Here is a 16,327-nt window from a genome sequence, read left to right on the forward strand (position 1 = left end):
CTCCAACTGGGGGGCCAACCGCCCCGAGGCGCCGTGGCCCGTGCTGTCGAAGGCCCTGATCAACGCCGGATTCCTGCGCACCCGTCCCGTGCTCTGCACGCTGGGGGGTGGGAGCGAGAACGGGGGCGGGATGCCTCAGGAGGCGCGGGATATCCTGACCGCAGCGGCTCAGGCGGAGGGGCTGCCGCTCTTGGCCAACAGGGACCTGGAGGAGGCCGTCCAGGCGAAGATGCAGCTCGTTCGCGAGGGGCGGACGAGGCTGGTGGTCAGCGTCGGCGGCCCTGAGGGCAACATGGGGGACAGTCCGGACGTCCTGCGCCTCCCCCCAGGGCTCATCCTGCCGCGGCAGGACGGGGGTGACGGCGTGATCGGGCGCGCGCTGCGCGAAGGATACCCTGTGGTCCACATCCTCTACCTCCGCGGCATGGCGGACGCCTGCGGCGTGGCCTGGGAGGCGCGGCGTCCGACCTTTGTCCGGGGGCGCAGCGTCTTGGTGGGGACGACGGGGCTTCTGCTCTTCGTCCTGGTTTTGGCCACGCACCGCCGGTGGGGCTGGGAAGGGGAGTGACCGAAGGTTGAGCTCTCGTCTTTTCCTGTTTTCCTACGTTCTGTAATCTGTACATAAAATAAATTTATACTTGATAATATTTTTTAATATATTATCGTTAAATTTGAAATTTAGAGATATGAAATCCCAGGACAATGCTGATATAATGGTGAGGATCGGGAGACTCGGACGGAGGTTGGTCGGGCCGACCGGCTCCCGACGGCGCTCATTTTCTTTTCAATCGTATAACTCAGGAAAGGAGATCTTTGGCATGTTTCGTTCCAGACGCAGTTTGTTCCGCACGTTTCTGTGTTCGGCGTTGTGTTTGCTGTCGTTTTCTCCTGCACTGGCCTGCACCGACGTGGTGGTCGGCAGGGATGCGTCCGTTGACGGGTCCGTCATGACCTGCCACACGGCGGACGGGGCCTACTACGACGCTCAGATTCGCTTCATCCCCGGCCAGAAGTACCCCGCGGGGACCAACATGGACGTCTATCGCAACATCGTCGGCGAGGAGCCGGGCGGCTGGGTCAAGGTTGGGGAGATTCCCCAGGTCGCCGAAACCTACGGCTACTTCCACGTCGGATACCCCGCGATGAACGAGCACCGCGTCGCCATCGGGGAGACCACGATCGGCCAGAAGGAGATCCTGAAGACCGTGCCCGGCGGCAAGGCGCTCTTGGCCATCGAGCAGCTGGAAGTCCTCGCGTTGCAGCGCGCCAAGACGGCGCGGGAGGCCATTCAGGTCATCGGAGAGCTCTCGCAGAAGTACGGCTTCATGCCTTCCTGCGGCACGGAGGGCGAGTGCCTCACCATCACCGACCCGGACGAGGCCTGGATATTCCACGTGTTCAGCACGGGCTTCGGCTGGACGCAGGAGAGCGGCAAGCCGGGCTCCGTGTGGGCGGCCCAGCGCGTGCCGGACGACGAGGTCGTGGTCGTCCCCAACATCGCGCGCATCCGCTTCATCGACCCCAAGGATACGAAGAACTTCATCGTTTCGGACAATTACATGCAGCACGCCATCGACAACAAGCTCTACGACCCCGACAGCGGCCAGCCCTTCGACTTCCAGGCCGCCTACTCCCCCGCCACGGGCAACGACGACTGGGCCCTGAGCTCCCTCTGGATTCGCAATCGCCTCTACACGATCTACAAGGCCCTCGCACCGAGCCGCGAGTGGGACCCCTACGCACCCGTCAACGCCTACCCCTTCTCCATCAAGCCGGAGAAGAAGCTCTCCGTCCGCGACATCATGGGCTTCATCCGCGGCTACCACAAGGGCAGCCCCTTCGACATGACGATGGACCCCGCCTGGATCGTGGAGGGCAAGGACGGTGTTGCGGAGCTCAGCCCGCTGACGACCCCCTTCCCCACCCGCCTGCAGCGCAACCTGCTGAAGATCCCCTACTCCCGAAGCATCGCGACCAACGCCTGCGCCTACAGCTGGGTTTCCCAGATGCGGAAGGACCTGCCGGAGCCGGTGGGCGGCGTGATGTGGTTCGGGTACGACAACCCGGCCCATACCCTCTACGTGCCTGTCTACACCGGAACCCGCGACACGAAGGAGAGCTGGAAGTCCCACTTCGACCGCGACAAGCTGAGCTTGGACTGCGCTCAGTGGGCCTTCATGCTCCAGGACGACGTGGTGAACTGGCGCTACCAGGAGGCCATCAAGGACCTCGAGGCCGTGAGGAACCCCATTGAGGACGACTTCTTCAAGAGACAGGCCGAGGTGGAGAAGCAGGCGGCCGACCTCTATAAGGAGTCCCCGGAGAAGGCGTCGGAGTTTCTGACGAAGTATACCATCGAGTGCATGGACCGCGCCGAGAAGGCCTACTGGGACCTCGACTTCTCCAGCATCGCGAAGTACACGAACAACCGTTGAGCGCCCTTTCGGGCGTTTGGGTTCGGCCGTTTTGCGGCCGGTTCCACATTTTGAAAGGAGATCGTGTGAATGAATCGTAAGAGTTTGTTTCTGCTGGTTCTGGCCCTCTGCCTGACGGCCGCCTCCGCCTTTGCCGCGGAGCTGCCGAAGGTGGAAACTCCCATCGTCGCGACGACCTGCGGGCAGAGCCCCGGTGCCATGATGGTCAAGATGTCCGCCATGCAGGCCAAGGTCATGCCCACGGAGGCCAGCAAGACGATCACCGCGGAGGAGCTCGCGGGGATGGACTGCAAGACGCTCGTCGTGACGACGGGCACCAGCATGAAGGGCATGGGCGCGGCCGGCACGGACGTGGACAAGGAGATCGCCCGTTGCACGGCGCTGATCAAGGCAGCGAAGGAGAAGGGCATCCTCGTCATCGGGGCCCACATCGAGGGCATGGCCCGCCGAACGGACGCCTCGGACGAGGCCACCATCAAGGCGATCATGCCTTTGGCGGACGTCATCCTGATCATCCAGGACAGCGACAGCGACGGGTTCTTCACGAACTACGCCAAGGAGCTGGGCAAGGAGCTCATCATCGTAAAGGACGCACTCTCCATCGGCGCCAAGCTGGCGGAGCTGAAGTAGGATACCGATTGGGGCGGGCGCAGAGCGCCCTCCCCAATTTTTAATCTCGAAAAAGGAGGCGTCCAGAACATTGATGTTTTCTCATGCCTATACCATCCTGGGAATCGTCGTCGTGGCCTTCCTCATCGCGAAGGCGATTCGGCTCTCCACGGAGCTTTCAATGCTGCTCTCCGCCATCGCTGCCGCCGCGTACCACTGCGCGGCCTGGCCGACGGGAGAGGCAGCTTTCAGCGAGTTTCCCCTGCGCCACATCGTGGAGGGGACCTTCACCTATTTTGACGTCTGCCTGATCTTCATCAGCGCCACGTTCTTCATGGCCCTGATCAAGGAGTCGGGCGGCGTGGCCTTCATCGTGCGCCGCATCGTGAGGGCCTTTCACGCCCGCCGCGTGATCTGCCTGCTGCTCTTGACGTTCGTGATGCTGATCCCAGGCGCCCTGACCGGGTCGGGGGCAACGAGCGTCCTGACGGTGGGGGCTCTGGTGGGCTCCGTGCTGTCCGCCATGGGGGTGGACGACACCCGAAAGACGGCGGCCATCTTCATGACGGCGGCCATGAGCGCCGCTGCGCCCCCCATCAACCTTTGGGCCATGATGGCCGCTGCAGGGGCGAACATGCCCTACGTCGGCTTCAACGGTCCCCTGGCGGTGCTCTCCATATCGGGGGCGCTCTTCTCCATGTTCTGGCTCGCTGGGCGCGGCAGCGCCGCGGCGGGAGAGGAAGCCCTGGAGAGGCTGCCGGAGGCCCCGGCTGGGATGAACTGGCTGCGGGTCCTGATCCCCTTCGTGGTCTTCGGCGGCCTGCTGGCTGCGGGCCGCATCTGGCCCTTCGACTTCCCCATCGTGGGCCTGCCCATGATCTTCATGATCTCAGCGTTCTCCGTCTGGGTCCTCTCGCCGGTGAAGCTCGACGTGTGGGAAATCCTGTGCGAAACGATCCACAAGCTCCTGCCCCTCGTGGGGATCATGGTGGTGGTGGGCGCGCTGATCCAGGTGCTGGCCCTCTCCGGAGCACGGGGAGTCATCTCGCTGCACGTCGTGATCTTGCCGCTCTCGACGCTCTTTGCGACGCTCTTCATCATCCTTCCCATCTCGGAGGGCATCCTGCAGTACGCCGTGGCCCCGCTCCTGGGCGTCCCGTTGATCATGCTCTTCAACATGAAGGACATGAACCCCATCGTGGCCATGTCCGCCATGGCCGTACTGTGGCCGCTGGGGGACTGCCTGCCGCCGACGGCCGTCATCGGCAGAGCCTCGGTGATGGAGCTGAACTACAAGGGACGCTACTACTCCGACTTCGTTGCGGCGTGCCTCGTCCCCATGGCGTTCGTGGCCATCTGCTGCACGCTCTTCCTCATCTACAGCAAAGAGCTCTCCATGCTGGCCATGTAGCCCGTGGGACAACCCGTCTGGAGGTATAAGATGAACGATGCTTTGATGATCCTGATCAATCAGGTGATCACCTACGGTTACTACGCCATGACGCTCCTCTTCGCCTGCGCTTTGGCCTGGAACTTCAAGAAGACCCGCGACCCGCAGGAGGCCGTCCTCTACGCCGTGATCCTCATCCCCTTCGTCCTGCGCTTTCTGCACATCAAGTAGGGGGCGACGACGATGGAAAAATTGAAGTGGATCAAAGGGATGGCTGCCGTCCTGTGCACGGCGGCGGCGGCTTGGAGCGGGGCCGAGTTCTACGCGATGCGGCACTACAAGGAACCGGTCGCGCTGGGCCCCGGAGTGACGCAGGTGCAGAAGCTGAGCCTCTACGAGCCCTCCCTGCAGGGCACGGCCAACGACTGCAACATCTATTTCCTTGACAGCGGCAAACCCGGTGGCACCGTCCTGCTGCTCGGCGGCACCCACCCGGAGGAGCCCGCGGCGAACCTGGCCGCGCAGATCCTGGTGGAGAACGCGAAGCCTGAGGCCGGACGCCTGATCGTCGTGACGCGGGCCAACACCAGCGGTTCCCTCTACTCGCGCAACGGCGAGGCCTACCCCAGCTTCTACGACATCAAGACGCCCTGGGGAAAGAAGACCTGGCGCCTTGGGGACCGCTCCGGAAGCCCTCTGGATTCTTGGCCGGACCCGGAGGTCTACGTGCACTACCCTAGCAAGCAGATGTTGGCCTACATGGACATCCGTAACCTGAACCGCTGCTGGCCGGGCCGGCCCAACGGCCTGCTGGTGGAGCGGACCACCTACGGCCTGGCGCAGATGATCCGCGCGGAGAGCGTGGACGTCGTGGTGGACCTCCACGAGGCGGAGCTGGAGTACAGCGTGGAGAACACCATCGTCGCCCACGAGAAGGCTCAGGAGATCGCGGCCATGGCCTCCATGCTCCTGACGGGCACGGAGTTCGAGGTGCCCATCGGGATGGAGTTCTCCCCCAAGACGCTGCACGGCCTGTCGCACCGCGAGGTGGGGGATCACACCCAGGCCATGTCCATGCTCTATGAAGTGGCGGAGCCCCTGCTGGACCGCATCCGGGGCGTCACCGATCAGAAACTGGTCCTGGAGGGCAAGGACGAGTTCGTGGTGGAGGCGGGCAAGCACAAGCTGCTCTACGCCCCCATCGACGAGAACGGCTGGCACATCGACGTGCGGGTGGGGCGTCACCTCTCGACGTTCCTTCAGTGCATGGACATCTTCTCCTCCATGACGCCGGGACGGGAGATCGTGCTGACCGGCGTTCCGCGCTACGCGGAGGTGAAGGAGAAGGGGGTCGGGTCCTTCTTTCACGACCCGGCGGAGGCCCCGCTGGGCCGCGTCGCTTACGATTAAAAAGGGCGCCAGGGCGAGGGAGGCTATCTGCACCCTGACGGTTTGATTCGGGGCGAAACGGTCGTCCGGCCTCGTCGCTCCTTTGCAACGTGGGCCTCGAAGCGGCCGATATGGCCGCAGTCTTCTGGGTGGCCGGTGCGTTTGTGTTGTGTTCATCGCAGGGGCTCGTTTCCTGCGGCGACAGGGTGCGGCAGGTGCGGCGCCCTGGTTATCTCAAATTTTTTAGGAGGTTGTTGTTCATGCGATTGATCAAGGTTATTGCCCTGGCTGCGGCGCTCACCGCTCTATTGGCGGGGGCCGCGCTTGCCTGCACGTCCGTGATGGTGGGCAAGAAGGCGACGGCAGACGGCTCCGTCCTCGTTTCCTACACCTGTGACGGCTGGTACGACCACCGGCTGAAGGTCATCCCTGGCGGCAAACACAAGAAGGGCGAGATGGTCCCCGTCTACCACAACATCTGTTACCAGACGCGGCCGGGCAAGGAGCTGAGGAAGGTCGGAGAGATCCCGCAGGCGGAGACGACCTACACCTACTTCCACGTGGGCTACCCCATCATGAACGAGAAGTCCGTCGTGATGGGCGAGTACACCTGGGGCGGGCGCGAGGAGAGCGAGTGTCAGAACGGCCTGTTCATGATCGAGCAGCTTGAAGTCTTCGGCCTCCAGCGCGGGGCAACAGCCCGCGAGGTCATCAAGGTCATGGGCGAGCTGGCGGAGAAGTACGGCTATGCCGACGGCGGCGAGGCCCTGACCGTTGGCGACAAGGACGAGATCTGGTTGTTTGAGATCACCGGCCCCGGCCCCCTGTGGACGCCGGAGAGCGGCAAGCCCGGCGCGGTCTGGGCGGCCGTGCGGTGCCCGGACGACAGCTACGCCATGGGCTCCAACCGCTCCCGCATCGCGGAGATCAACTTCGACGACAAGGACAACTTCATGTACTCCTCGAACGTCAAGACCGTGGCTCAGGACATGGGGTGGTGGAAGGAGGGTGAGCCCTTCGTATTCCACAAGCTCTACAACCCGGAGCCCTACGGCTCCCCCTACTACCAGCAGCGCCGCGAGTGGCGGGCCTACAACCTGCTCACCCCCAGCGTGAAGCTGGCTGAGGATGCGGCGGAGCAGTACCCGCTGTTCCAGAAGCCCGACAAGCCCGTGACGCCCCAGGACCTGATGGCGCTCTGCCGCGACGTCCTTGAGGGCACGCGCTTCGACATGACCAAGGGGCTTGCCGCCGGCCCGTTCGGCACCCCGACGCGCTACGCGGTGACGAAGGACATGAAGCCTGAGGACCGCAAGGGCAACGACTGGAACCGCAGCATCAGCCTGTTCCGTTGCAGCTACAGCTTCATCGGCCAGGTGCGCGACAACCTGCCGGAGCCCCTGGCGGCCGTGGCCTGGTTCGGCGAGGACCAGCCCATCACGACGTGCTACATGCCCATCTACGCGGGAACGAAGGAGGTCCCCGAATCCTACAACACCGGCGACCGCGTCAAGTTCGATCCCAAGTCCACCTGGTGGGCGTTCAACTTTGTGGGCAACTGGGCGGACCTCAACTTCGCCGCGATGATCGGCGATGTCCGCGCCGAGCAGAAGCGCCTCGAGGGCAAGTTCTTTGCCGAGCAGGCCGACTTTGAAAAGAAGGCCGCCGAGCTCTACAAGAAGGACCCCAAGAAGGCCTCCGAGATGATCACGAAGCACGTGAACGACAACATGAAGTTGGTGGATCGGGACTGGTGGACGCTGGCCTGGACGCTTGTGGGCAAGTACAACGACGGCTACAGGATCACCGCCGACACGATGGAGCCTCTGGGCTACCCGACGGACTGGCTCAAGACCGTGGGCTTCGGCGACCAGGACGCGGAACCTAAGAAGTAGGGCGTCTGCGGCATTAACGGAACAGCGCGCCCTGCGGCGCAGAAAGTCCCCCGTCCGACGACGGGGGGCTTTTGTCTATAGCAGGCGGATTTCAAGAAACTCCTGCCGCAGGCCATGCCCTAACCTGAAATTGATCGTGGGTTTCTGCCGGAGCCGGATGCAAATTTCGCCCTCACCTTGCCCCATGAACGGCGTTTTTGCCGTGGACACTTTCTCTGCAATCCTGTGTGTAATGCGCTCCACCCTAGCAAATGCCCTGCGGGAATCCACCGACCGGCCGACCTATTAACTCTCCTTCAGGGCCTCGATCTCGTCCAGGAAAAGATGGGTGAAACACGCGACGAACTTTGGAGCATCCCCTCCCGCAGCATGGCGCGCGCTGTTTCCTGCCTGCCTAGCAGCTTGCCTTTAGCCTCACCCTCAGCTTTACCTTTGGCTCTCCCTCGGCTACGCCTTTTAGTCTGCCCTCGTCCTCGCCTTTCATTCTGCCTTCGGTCCAGCCCTTCTCCCGGGCGATCCTCGTCGCCTTCGCCAGCCGGTCCTCCCGGATCGCCTTGAAATCCAGCTGCGTTGCCAGCTTCCGCAGTGGATAGTAGCGCTTCTCCGAGGAACTCCAGTACTCCTGCACCACCCCGTCACTTCCTCTGTCCTCTTGCTTGACTAAGGTCCAGCTCAGCATATCGCGAAGCAGCCGGCCCTGCGCCGGCGTTCCCAGCAGGAAGCGGAAGTACAAGTCGGTGGAGCAGTCGATGTTCTCTGGCAACTCCCCCTGCTCCTGCAGGTTCAGCATCTCCTGCCGCTCGCGCTTCGTCATGACCGGTACGACCCTCTCCCTCACCGCCTCCACAGGTGACGTATTCGCTGACTTTCTTATAGCAACAACGGATCGCAAACCCCAAAATTTGCAAATCACCGAATTAAGCGTAACCCGAGTTGAATCCGCGAACCCTTCATTAATAAAAACTCTGCGTTCAATCACTTTCTCTGAAGATACGCACTCCGAGCTCAAGCAATGCCTTCCAAAATATGTCCCTCTACGGTCTGATAATACTCTTCAGAGTGATCGCGAAGCCGCCAATTCGTGAGGGACGTCGATTCGTTTGCCAAGTTCATTCATCAATCAAAGGAGGACCCAACCATGGAGTACAAAAACGAGAACGGTCGGAACGCTTTGCTGAGAAGAGGGATTGAGGGGGTGATCAAGTTCCCCGTGGGAATGCTGAGCCACCTGAGATCGAGCCTCTTGCAGGACCTGAGCCGGGAACAGTTCGCCCTGCTCCTGGCCAGGAGAGAGCCCGATGGAGGCGCAGCGCTCTGCTGTGTGACGGATATGCGCCTCTTTGGGGCCGCAGACCTGGAGGGACAGGGCGCCGCTTCCCTGCACATCCGAAAAGATCGGGTTCTGGACGTCCTGATGGAGGTGCAAAACCGTGTGGACGTTGATATGATCCTGGATGTACACACGCATCCCTTCAGTGAAACGGCCGCGATTTTCTCATCGATTGACGACCAGGACGAACGCGAATTTTCCGCCTACCTCGCTGAGGAGTTCCCCGGCGTCGGCTACGGGAGCATTGTTTTATCCCAAAAGGAGTATGACGCCAGAATATGGATTTACAACGAGGGAAAAATCTGCCCCATTGCCGCTGAGATCACCTGCCCGATCGCGGCTGAGCGGGTCCGCCGAACGCGATACAGGCCCTGCATGGAGGACGTGGACCCTTTCGCCGACAAAGAGGGGCAGTTCAGCCGCGGCGTGCTGGCCCTGGGATTGGATGCGATGCGTCGGATTACGGACAGCCAGAGCATCGCAGTTGTCGGCGTCGGCGGACTGGGATCCATCATCGCTGAGAACCTTCTGCACCTCGGATTTAACCGGCTGCACCTCGTTGATGCGGACAGGCTTTCCGTGTCCAACATGAACCGCATCGTCGGGGCCTCTTACAAAGACGCTCTGGAGGAGCGGCCAAAAGCGGAGTGTCTCAAGGAGCACCTGGAGCGGATCAATCCGGAAGCGGAGGTCACGGCCCACGTCCAGAACGTGACGGACGGGTCGCCGGAGATGGCCGCACTCCTTGCCCTCTCCGACTGGGTTGTCGTCGCCACCGACAACCATTCGAGCCGTTTTGCGGTTCAGGACGCCTGCCTGCGCTTTTTCACTCCCTTCATATCAGCCGGCGTAAACATCTCGGTCAACCCGGAAAAAGGCACAGTTGAAGACGTTAGCGGCGAGGTGATTACAGTACGCCCCGGGGACAACCTCTGCCTGAGCTGTCTTGGCCGATTGGACCCCATACGGATCGCGGCCGAAAGCCACCCTGACGCCGCCATAAGGGAGGGGTTGGTGCGCAAGGGATATGTTACGGGATTGGATGTCAAGGAGCCCGCCGTCAAGACTCTCAACGCTATCGTCGCCTGCATCGCCTCGGATGTCTTGGTCAATCACTACACGGATCGCCAGAAGCATGAGCCCATATGGGTGTACGAGGACAATGCCGCAAAGGCAATTTACCCCGATCGCGACAGCGTGGCCTTTCGAGCGAAGAATTGTTTCTGCCACGGAGTCCAGTTCGCGTCGGATGCGGTCGGGTAGCCTGTCGGGGCACAGCTTTTGTTGAAGTTCGGAGCCAGTTCCATAAAAACCCGATTTATGTCCGCGTAGTCCTGTATTTTAGAAACAGGCAGGCACGAGTAAAGAGCAAAGCAACCAGCCGTTGCTGAAAAATGAGAACATCATGATTTATGTCCCAACCGTCCTGTATCTTAAGAAACAGATAGGCGCGGAGAGAGGCTGAAGCAATCATTAATTTGCTGCAAGGAGGAGAACGCCATGGGAGGCTTTTTAGACTTTCTTAGCACGGTGCTGACCAATCTGTTTGGCGATAACAATCAAGACGACGATCTGTTCGAAATGCATGAGGTACAGGACGAGGCTTGCGATTATGAGCCTGACGTGCCCGATGCGTACCGTTACCGCCATTGACATCCCCATGCCAGAAGCGCAAAGGCTGAACCGGAAAAAAGGCAGACAACCCAAAGGAGGAAAAATCATGGCAAAGCTGAACAGCGGCATAAAGGGACTGGACTGCATCCCAAGGCTACCCGACCCCTGGAAGATGCCGATACCAAAACCCTGGGACGAAACCGATGACGACGTTTTAAAGGATTTCGCACTCCTAGGAGCAATAGGAGCGATAGGTGCGTTGGTGAAGGTGCTAAAGGACGGTTGGGATTGGTGACCCACCTCTAGCGTTCAGGGCGGTTTCACACAAAGGCTGAACCGGGAAAAAGGCAGATAACCCAAAGGAGGAAAAATCATGGCAAAGCTGAACAACGGCAAGTTGATCGACGGAAGGTACCACAGCGGCGAGGAGATCATCATCGCCATCCCTAAGGGGCGAAGGCCGGTTTACATCCAGGGCAAGGTCGTCAAGAACCTGGACCCGCGTAAGAACTACAGCCCTGAGGACCTGGAGCGCATCCGGGTCATGCCGGACCGCTCCAAGGGAGGGTTCTTTCGGACGCGCAGCGACTTTTCCAAAAGAGTCATCCGAGAACAGATCTTTGCCGTGTCGAAGCACCTTTTCAAAGAAAACACCGACATCGACTTCGACGATAAGCGCTGCGACTGGATGACGATCACCCGTTACGTGCTTCCCAACGGCTGGACGCCCTCCGTCAGCCCCCTGATGATCCTCTTCCCAACGGAATACCCCAGCACCCCTCCCATCGGCTTTTACCTGCCCGACTGGGTACAATCCCCTCACGGACACCTCTACGACGCGGTCTATCACAACGCCGACGGCGCGCCGTTGAAAAAAGGGTGGAAATGGTACTGCGCTTACGTCAACCCGGGAAGCTGGCAGCCCGCCTACGGACGCTACGTCGAAGACTGGAAAAGGGGGGACAACCTCTTCGACTACATCACCCTGGTGGGCGAAGTCCTGGCGTCCGGAGGATAACCGCTCCGGCCTTCTCCCGGAAGGGGCTCATGAAGGTATCAATGTAAGGAAGGGCGCTGCACAGTGTACAGCACGGCGCGGGTTCGCCCGCCAATCGTCAACTTTGAGGAGGTTTCTGTCATGAGAAGGACCGTTGTTTTTGTGGATCATGCTAACTTGAACGCCTGCGTGCGGAACAGAGGCCTGGAGGTGGACTACTACGACCTCAAGGACTACCTTGCGCAGGAGCAGGAGGGACGAATGCCCCTCGAGGCCTTCTGCTACGTGGCCATCGACCCCAGGAACGAGCACAGGCTGGACAGGGAGGTCCTGCGGATGCAGGAGGACGGCTGGATGGTTAAGTCCAAGCTGGGCGCGCCCCGGCCCGACGGAGGATTCAAGTGCAACGTGGACGTGGAGATGGCGATCGACATCATCGCGTTTGCCTACGATGCGAAGCCGGACATCGTCGTGATCGTGTCGGGGGACCAGGACTTCGCCGCCGTGGTGCGCAAACTGAGAGAGCGCGGAGTCCGCGTGGAGGTGGCGGCCTTCCCGGAGAACGTTTCCCACGTCCTGCTGAACGAGGCTTCCGGGTTCATAAACCTGGAGAAGTACTTCGAAGAGGCGGGCCGTCCCCATGAATTCGACGACGAAAGCGAGACAGGAGGTGATCATAAGGCGGACGAGTCCGAGCCGTTCTTCCAAAAGTTCCGAAAGTTCCTTAAAAAGGATGACAAGGAGAGCGACGGCAGCGAGGACGACGCATTGGACGACGGTGCGTGCGATGAGGACACGGACGACCTTCGGGAGAAGTGCGCCCGGGACATTCCCGGAAGCATGGACTACTTTTAACGCCGTGAATCAGGGGGGGTGAGGGACCATGCCTGGAATACTCCACGTCCTCGCATACGACATCGCCAACGACAGGCGCCGAAGGCAGATCGTCAAACGCATGGAGGGGATTGGCCGCCGCGTGCAGGAGAGCGTCTTCGAAACGTTCATGACCTCCGGACAGATACGGAGGGCGGTCCTCGAGCTTCAGACGCAACTCATGCTTACGGCGGGTGACTCCCTGAGGGTGTACAGGGTGTGTTCCTCCTGCGCCGCACACAGACTCCAGATCGGCGGAGTCAGGGTGGAATGGGACGGGGACATCGTTTTGTAGGGACGGGGGCGGAGCCATGCCAAGCAATTGCACGACGTGCCGTTTTTCGATCGACGAACTGTACGCCGCGTGGGTCCACGTGGAGCGGAAGAAAGGCGGACCCGGCGTGGACGGAGAAACGCTCGAAACCTTTCGGAACCGCCTTGGCCGCAACCTCGCCGCACTGAAAGATCTCTTAAAGCGGGAGGAGTACCTGCCCATGCCTCTGCGGAGGGCGCGGATTCCGAAGGAGGACGGAAACTACAGGGAATTGGGGATCCCTACGGTGCGGGACAGGGTGGTATTTCAGGCCGTCAACGCCAGACTTCAGGCGCTGTTGGACCCCATCTTCTCGCCGCTCAGCTTTGCCTATCGCCGCGGCAAGGGAGTTAACGACGCGATCCATAAGGTCAAGAACTTTCTCGCGGAGGGGCGAAGCTGGTACGTCAAGGGGGACATTCGAGGCTGTTTTGACAACCTGGACTGGAATCTGCTCTCCGCGATGCTTCGGTCCACGGTCGCCGATCCGGGTCTGCGCAAGCTCCTGAACCGCGCCATCCGAGTTCCGGTGGCGTATCGGGGTAACCTCTACGAGCGCTCGCGGGGCATCCCGCAAGGGTCGCCCGTGTCGCCCACCCTCTGCAATCTCTACCTCCATCAGTTCGACCTGCGGATGTCAGACTTGGGGTATCAGGCGGTGCGCTACGGGGACGACTGGTTGGCCCTGGTCCATGACGAACAGGAGGCGACCCGCGGCTTTTACTCGGCCGCAGACGTCCTCTCGGACCTCAGGATCGAAATCGCTGAGGGCAAGAGCGGCATCGGAGACCTGTCGAAGGAAACGATCGTCTTTCTGGGCTACGGGATCGGGGCCGAGGAAGTTTCTCCCTCCGCCGGAGCTTGGCGTTCCCTCAAAAAGGCGATCAATCGCCTGGGCAAGGCCAGGAGTTCGGACGAGTTCACCGCGGCAAGAGCCCGTTTGCTCCACCTCGAAGCTCAGTACGGGCAATCCGGCCCGATCGGCGAGAGGAACGAGGGAAGGAGCAGCAAAAAATGACGTCTCTTTACCTGACGCACGACAACGGGATCCTTGGAAAGAAAGGAGAGGCCCTGTCCTTCCGGCGTTCCCGTGCGGAGAAGGCGGAAACGATCCCCCCCGCCGTGATCGACCAGGTGATGGTGCTGGGGCGGGGCAGCGTCACCACCCCGGCGCTGCACCTGCTGATGGAGAACGATGTCCCCGTCCACTTCATCGACGGGAAGGGGCGGTACAAGGGCTCGTTGACCTCTGGCCGCGGACGGGGCTATGCGGCAAAACGGCTTCAGTTCGAGGCCGCAGCCTCGGAGGAGCGGACCCTGGCGATCGCAAGAAGCGTGGTGTCAGGGAAACTCTTGAGCCAGCACAAGACGCTTCTGCGCTTCCGAAACCGGCGTCTGCCGGGAGACGAGGCGATGTCCCAGGCCTGCAGAGAATTGACGTCCGCCATGGGGTATTGCCGGAGGTACGAGGACATAGACGCCATCAGAGGCCTGGAGGGGGCTGGCGCCGCAGCGTACTTCTCCGTGTTCGGGAGAGCGCTGCCCCCTCCCTGGTCCTTCGTCTCAAGGACGCGCCGGCCACCCAGGGACCCGGTCAACGCGCTGCTCTCCTTTGGGTACACGATGCTCCTGTCGAACGTTGTGGGAGCGGCCTGTATCGCAGGCCTGGACCCCTGCGTGGGCTTCCTCCATCCGGAATACCGCGGCAGGCCGGCCCTGGCTCTGGACCTGATGGAGGAGTTTCGCTCTCCCGTGGTGGACCGGCTGGTGGCGTCGATCCTCAATCAACGGCTCTTGAAGCCCAATCAGTTTGATCAAACGCCAGACGGAGGCGTCCTCATGGACGGCACGGCACGCAAGGTCTTCCTGCGGAACTTCGTGAAGCGCCTGGATGTGAAGGCAACGGACGAAATCACGGGGCGCACGACCACCTTTCGAGAGCACATTCTGTTTCAAGCCAGGGCTTTTTTGAACGCCCTGAGAAACGACGAGGAATACCGGCCCCTGTCCGTCGCAATGCGTTAAGCCAATCGAGACGAAACGGACTTCAGCGTAACGTCCTGCTGCTGTCTCCACTCCCTCCTCTCACTCCGTTCCGCACCTCCCCTTACAAGGAAGGCAATCCACATTAAACGCGAATTGGTGTAAAGAAGCTCCCAGCGTTCAAGACAAGATATGTCCTATTCTAAGCGGATAATAACAGGCAGAAAGCGCAGGAGAACGGGCTGGTAGAGGACAGTGGAGTTTTTTAAGCTCAAGGGTGCCGAAGCAAAAACGGCAAAGCAAAAGAGAAATCACAAGGAGGATTTTGAGATGAGCAGGAAGAACGAGAGCAAGCTTGAGGTTCAGGCAACGACGGCTGTCAAAGAGGCATATGAGTATAAGTCCGGACTTGAGGCGGTTAAGCGCGTGGGAGATTTGCCCCCCGATAAGTTGAAGGGGGTCGTCCACGAAGTGATGTTCAAGGACCGCTTCAACCTCAAAAACGCCTTTTCCGGAAAGAAGGCCATCCTTTCCCGCTCGCGGCAGGCGGTCCGAGACGACGTCCTGATCCGGGACGGTAAGAAGATCGTAGAACGACTGCAGTTGAAGGATACGCCCAAGTCGGTGGGTGACGTCGTCCGCAGGGTCAAGCAGGGGCAATATCGCGCCACGAAACTGCTGGGGACCGAGGAGACTGCGAAGGCATACAATCAGGTGGCCACCAAACAGGGGATCGGCAAATCGATGCGTTCCTCGAAAATCTCCACGAATACGACGGAGCGCGGGGCAGCCAAGGTCAAGGGAAGTATGCCCTCCGCCAAGTCTCTGCTGCATGGGGCAAAACAGGCTGGAAAGGCAGGGGCGATAGTTTCTGCGGGCATTGCGGCAGCGACGTCCGCTGTAGACTACTTCAACGGGGAGATCGACGAAAAGGAGGCCGCCGCCAAAGTGGTATCGGCAGGGGTTGCAGGCTATGCGGGAGGCGCTGCCGGTGCCGTCGCATCTTCTTTAGCTGCCTCGGCCGTCACATCAGGGCTGGCCGCTGTGACGACAACGACCGCTGTTGGCGGAGCCGTCATTGCCGCTGCCCCGGTAGTCATCCCCATCGCGGCGGCCGTGGCGGTGGGAGGTCTGGTCAGTGGATGGGTCGGAGATGCCGTGGACAACCTCTTTTCCTGGTTCTCCGATTAACCGGGAGGTCCACGACTCCACCGGTCCTAACGAGGCCTTTAAGGGGACTGAATATCCGGCTTACATTTAGCTCTGGTGGGGATTCATGATCAATTTTAGGGTGGAGTACGGCCTCCAGCAAGGGTTTAGGGACACTTTTAAGAGCGTTTGAGGCTCTATTTTGCGCCAGGGGATGCCGAGCGGCGCAGGGTGGAGTAAACGGCGTTTGAAATCGTGTTGTCATCCGTATCCACAAATGGTATACTCAGTAGAGGTGATTCCCCGACAGGGGGTAGAAACATAACCATAGCTATCGAAATAAGAGTTTT

General features: G+C 60.7%; 17 protein-coding genes. 16 read left to right on the forward strand and 1 reads right to left on the reverse strand.

Features of this window, described 5'->3' with window-relative positions:
* The 7 genes from pgsW to Q0629_RS07045 form a co-directional block, all read left to right on the forward strand.
* A partial coding sequence (gene pgsW / locus Q0629_RS07015) for a poly-gamma-glutamate system protein (protein ID WP_298780658.1) occupies nt 1-568 on the forward strand: 568 nt, incomplete at its 5' end.
* Between the two features lie 304 nt (nt 569-872).
* Complete coding sequence (locus Q0629_RS07020) at nt 873-2,435, forward strand: C69 family dipeptidase (RefSeq protein ID WP_366123195.1); 1,563 nt, start codon at nt 873-875, stop codon at nt 2,433-2,435.
* A 69-nt stretch (nt 2,436-2,504) separates the two neighbouring features.
* Nucleotides 2,505-3,065 (forward strand): DUF6305 family protein, encoded by a 561-nt coding sequence (locus Q0629_RS07025; protein WP_298780662.1) that lies wholly within the window; start codon nt 2,505-2,507, stop codon nt 3,063-3,065.
* A gap of 73 nt (nt 3,066-3,138) precedes the next feature.
* Complete coding sequence (locus tag Q0629_RS07030; RefSeq protein WP_298780693.1) at nt 3,139-4,455, forward strand: C4-dicarboxylate ABC transporter; 1,317 nt, start codon at nt 3,139-3,141, stop codon at nt 4,453-4,455.
* Nucleotides 4,456-4,485: 30 nt separating this feature from the next.
* On the forward strand, nt 4,486-4,665 hold the full coding sequence (locus Q0629_RS07035) for a hypothetical protein (protein WP_298780663.1): 180 nt from the start codon (nt 4,486-4,488) through the stop codon (nt 4,663-4,665).
* A gap of 12 nt (nt 4,666-4,677) precedes the next feature.
* On the forward strand, nt 4,678-5,844 hold the full coding sequence (locus Q0629_RS07040; RefSeq protein WP_298780666.1) for a succinylglutamate desuccinylase/aspartoacylase family protein: 1,167 nt from the start codon (nt 4,678-4,680) through the stop codon (nt 5,842-5,844).
* Nucleotides 5,845-6,083: 239 nt separating this feature from the next.
* On the forward strand, nt 6,084-7,718 hold the full coding sequence (locus Q0629_RS07045) for a C69 family dipeptidase (protein WP_298780668.1): 1,635 nt from the start codon (nt 6,084-6,086) through the stop codon (nt 7,716-7,718).
* Between the two features lie 394 nt (nt 7,719-8,112).
* On the opposite strand, the gene Q0629_RS07050 is transcribed toward Q0629_RS07045, so the two are convergent.
* The gene (locus Q0629_RS07050) at nt 8,113-8,532 is read right to left on the reverse strand and encodes a hypothetical protein (protein WP_298780670.1); all 420 of its coding nucleotides are present in this window, start codon (nt 8,530-8,532) and stop codon (nt 8,113-8,115) included.
* A 324-nt stretch (nt 8,533-8,856) separates the two neighbouring features.
* Here Q0629_RS07050 and Q0629_RS07055 point away from each other — a divergent pair, with 324 nt between their 5' ends.
* The 9 genes from Q0629_RS07055 to Q0629_RS07095 all read left to right on the forward strand — a co-directional run bounded on the left by Q0629_RS07055 (nt 8,857) and on the right by Q0629_RS07095 (nt 16,019).
* A complete protein-coding gene (locus tag Q0629_RS07055) occupies nt 8,857-10,311 on the forward strand; it encodes a ThiF family adenylyltransferase (protein WP_298780672.1) in 1,455 nt (484 codons plus the stop codon).
* Nucleotides 10,312-10,548: 237 nt separating this feature from the next.
* Nucleotides 10,549-10,701, forward strand: a complete 153-nt coding sequence (locus Q0629_RS07060) for a hypothetical protein (protein ID WP_298780673.1) — start codon at nt 10,549-10,551, stop codon at nt 10,699-10,701.
* A gap of 67 nt (nt 10,702-10,768) precedes the next feature.
* On the forward strand, nt 10,769-10,957 hold the full coding sequence (locus Q0629_RS07065) for a hypothetical protein (RefSeq protein WP_298780676.1): 189 nt from the start codon (nt 10,769-10,771) through the stop codon (nt 10,955-10,957).
* A gap of 78 nt (nt 10,958-11,035) precedes the next feature.
* The gene (locus tag Q0629_RS07070) at nt 11,036-11,680 is read left to right on the forward strand and encodes a hypothetical protein (protein WP_298780678.1); all 645 of its coding nucleotides are present in this window, start codon (nt 11,036-11,038) and stop codon (nt 11,678-11,680) included.
* Between the two features lie 120 nt (nt 11,681-11,800).
* Nucleotides 11,801-12,514 (forward strand): NYN domain-containing protein, encoded by a 714-nt coding sequence (locus tag Q0629_RS07075; protein ID WP_298780680.1) that lies wholly within the window; start codon nt 11,801-11,803, stop codon nt 12,512-12,514.
* A gap of 28 nt (nt 12,515-12,542) precedes the next feature.
* On the forward strand, nt 12,543-12,827 hold the full coding sequence (gene cas2 / locus Q0629_RS07080) for a CRISPR-associated endonuclease Cas2 (protein WP_298780682.1): 285 nt from the start codon (nt 12,543-12,545) through the stop codon (nt 12,825-12,827).
* A gap of 16 nt (nt 12,828-12,843) precedes the next feature.
* Nucleotides 12,844-13,863: a reverse transcriptase domain-containing protein gene (locus Q0629_RS07085; RefSeq protein ID WP_298780684.1), complete on the forward strand. Its 1,020-nt coding sequence runs from the start codon at nt 12,844-12,846 to the stop codon at nt 13,861-13,863.
* Complete coding sequence (gene cas1 / locus Q0629_RS07090; RefSeq protein WP_298780687.1) at nt 13,860-14,870, forward strand: CRISPR-associated endonuclease Cas1; 1,011 nt, start codon at nt 13,860-13,862, stop codon at nt 14,868-14,870. The genes Q0629_RS07085 and cas1 overlap by 4 nt, the downstream gene beginning before the upstream one ends.
* 288 nt (nt 14,871-15,158) lie before the next feature.
* Entirely contained in the window at nt 15,159-16,019 is an 861-nt protein-coding gene (locus Q0629_RS07095) for a hypothetical protein (RefSeq protein ID WP_298780690.1), read from the forward strand.
* Nucleotides 16,020-16,327: the final 308 nt, after the last annotated feature.

Source organism: uncultured Fretibacterium sp., assembly GCF_938030725.1.
Classification (GTDB): Bacteria; Synergistota; Synergistia; order Synergistales; family Aminobacteriaceae; genus Fretibacterium.

What these genes read in the sequence shown, in the direction of transcription:
- Q0629_RS07065 (WP_298780676.1), top strand. Translation starts at nt 10,769, where the DNA reads ATGGCAAAGCTGAACAGCGGCATAAAGGGACTGGACTGCATCCCAAGG.
- cas2 (WP_298780682.1), top strand. Translation starts at nt 12,543, where the DNA reads ATGCCTGGAATACTCCACGTCCTCGCATACGACATCGCCAACGACAGG.
- Q0629_RS07055 (WP_298780672.1), top strand. Translation starts at nt 8,857, where the DNA reads ATGGAGTACAAAAACGAGAACGGTCGGAACGCTTTGCTGAGAAGAGGG.
- Q0629_RS07070 (WP_298780678.1), top strand. Translation starts at nt 11,036, where the DNA reads ATGGCAAAGCTGAACAACGGCAAGTTGATCGACGGAAGGTACCACAGC.
- Q0629_RS07085 (WP_298780684.1), top strand. Translation starts at nt 12,844, where the DNA reads ATGCCAAGCAATTGCACGACGTGCCGTTTTTCGATCGACGAACTGTAC.
- Q0629_RS07035 (WP_298780663.1), top strand. Translation starts at nt 4,486, where the DNA reads ATGAACGATGCTTTGATGATCCTGATCAATCAGGTGATCACCTACGGT.
- Q0629_RS07025 (WP_298780662.1), top strand. Translation starts at nt 2,505, where the DNA reads ATGAATCGTAAGAGTTTGTTTCTGCTGGTTCTGGCCCTCTGCCTGACG.
- Q0629_RS07050 (WP_298780670.1), bottom strand. Translation starts at nt 8,532, where the DNA reads ATGACGAAGCGCGAGCGGCAGGAGATGCTGAACCTGCAGGAGCAGGGG.
- Q0629_RS07040 (WP_298780666.1), top strand. Translation starts at nt 4,678, where the DNA reads ATGGAAAAATTGAAGTGGATCAAAGGGATGGCTGCCGTCCTGTGCACG.
- Q0629_RS07030 (WP_298780693.1), top strand. Translation starts at nt 3,139, where the DNA reads ATGTTTTCTCATGCCTATACCATCCTGGGAATCGTCGTCGTGGCCTTC.
- Q0629_RS07060 (WP_298780673.1), top strand. Translation starts at nt 10,549, where the DNA reads ATGGGAGGCTTTTTAGACTTTCTTAGCACGGTGCTGACCAATCTGTTT.
- Q0629_RS07095 (WP_298780690.1), top strand. Translation starts at nt 15,159, where the DNA reads ATGAGCAGGAAGAACGAGAGCAAGCTTGAGGTTCAGGCAACGACGGCT.
- cas1 (WP_298780687.1), top strand. Translation starts at nt 13,860, where the DNA reads ATGACGTCTCTTTACCTGACGCACGACAACGGGATCCTTGGAAAGAAA.
- Q0629_RS07045 (WP_298780668.1), top strand. Translation starts at nt 6,084, where the DNA reads ATGCGATTGATCAAGGTTATTGCCCTGGCTGCGGCGCTCACCGCTCTA.
- Q0629_RS07075 (WP_298780680.1), top strand. Translation starts at nt 11,801, where the DNA reads ATGAGAAGGACCGTTGTTTTTGTGGATCATGCTAACTTGAACGCCTGC.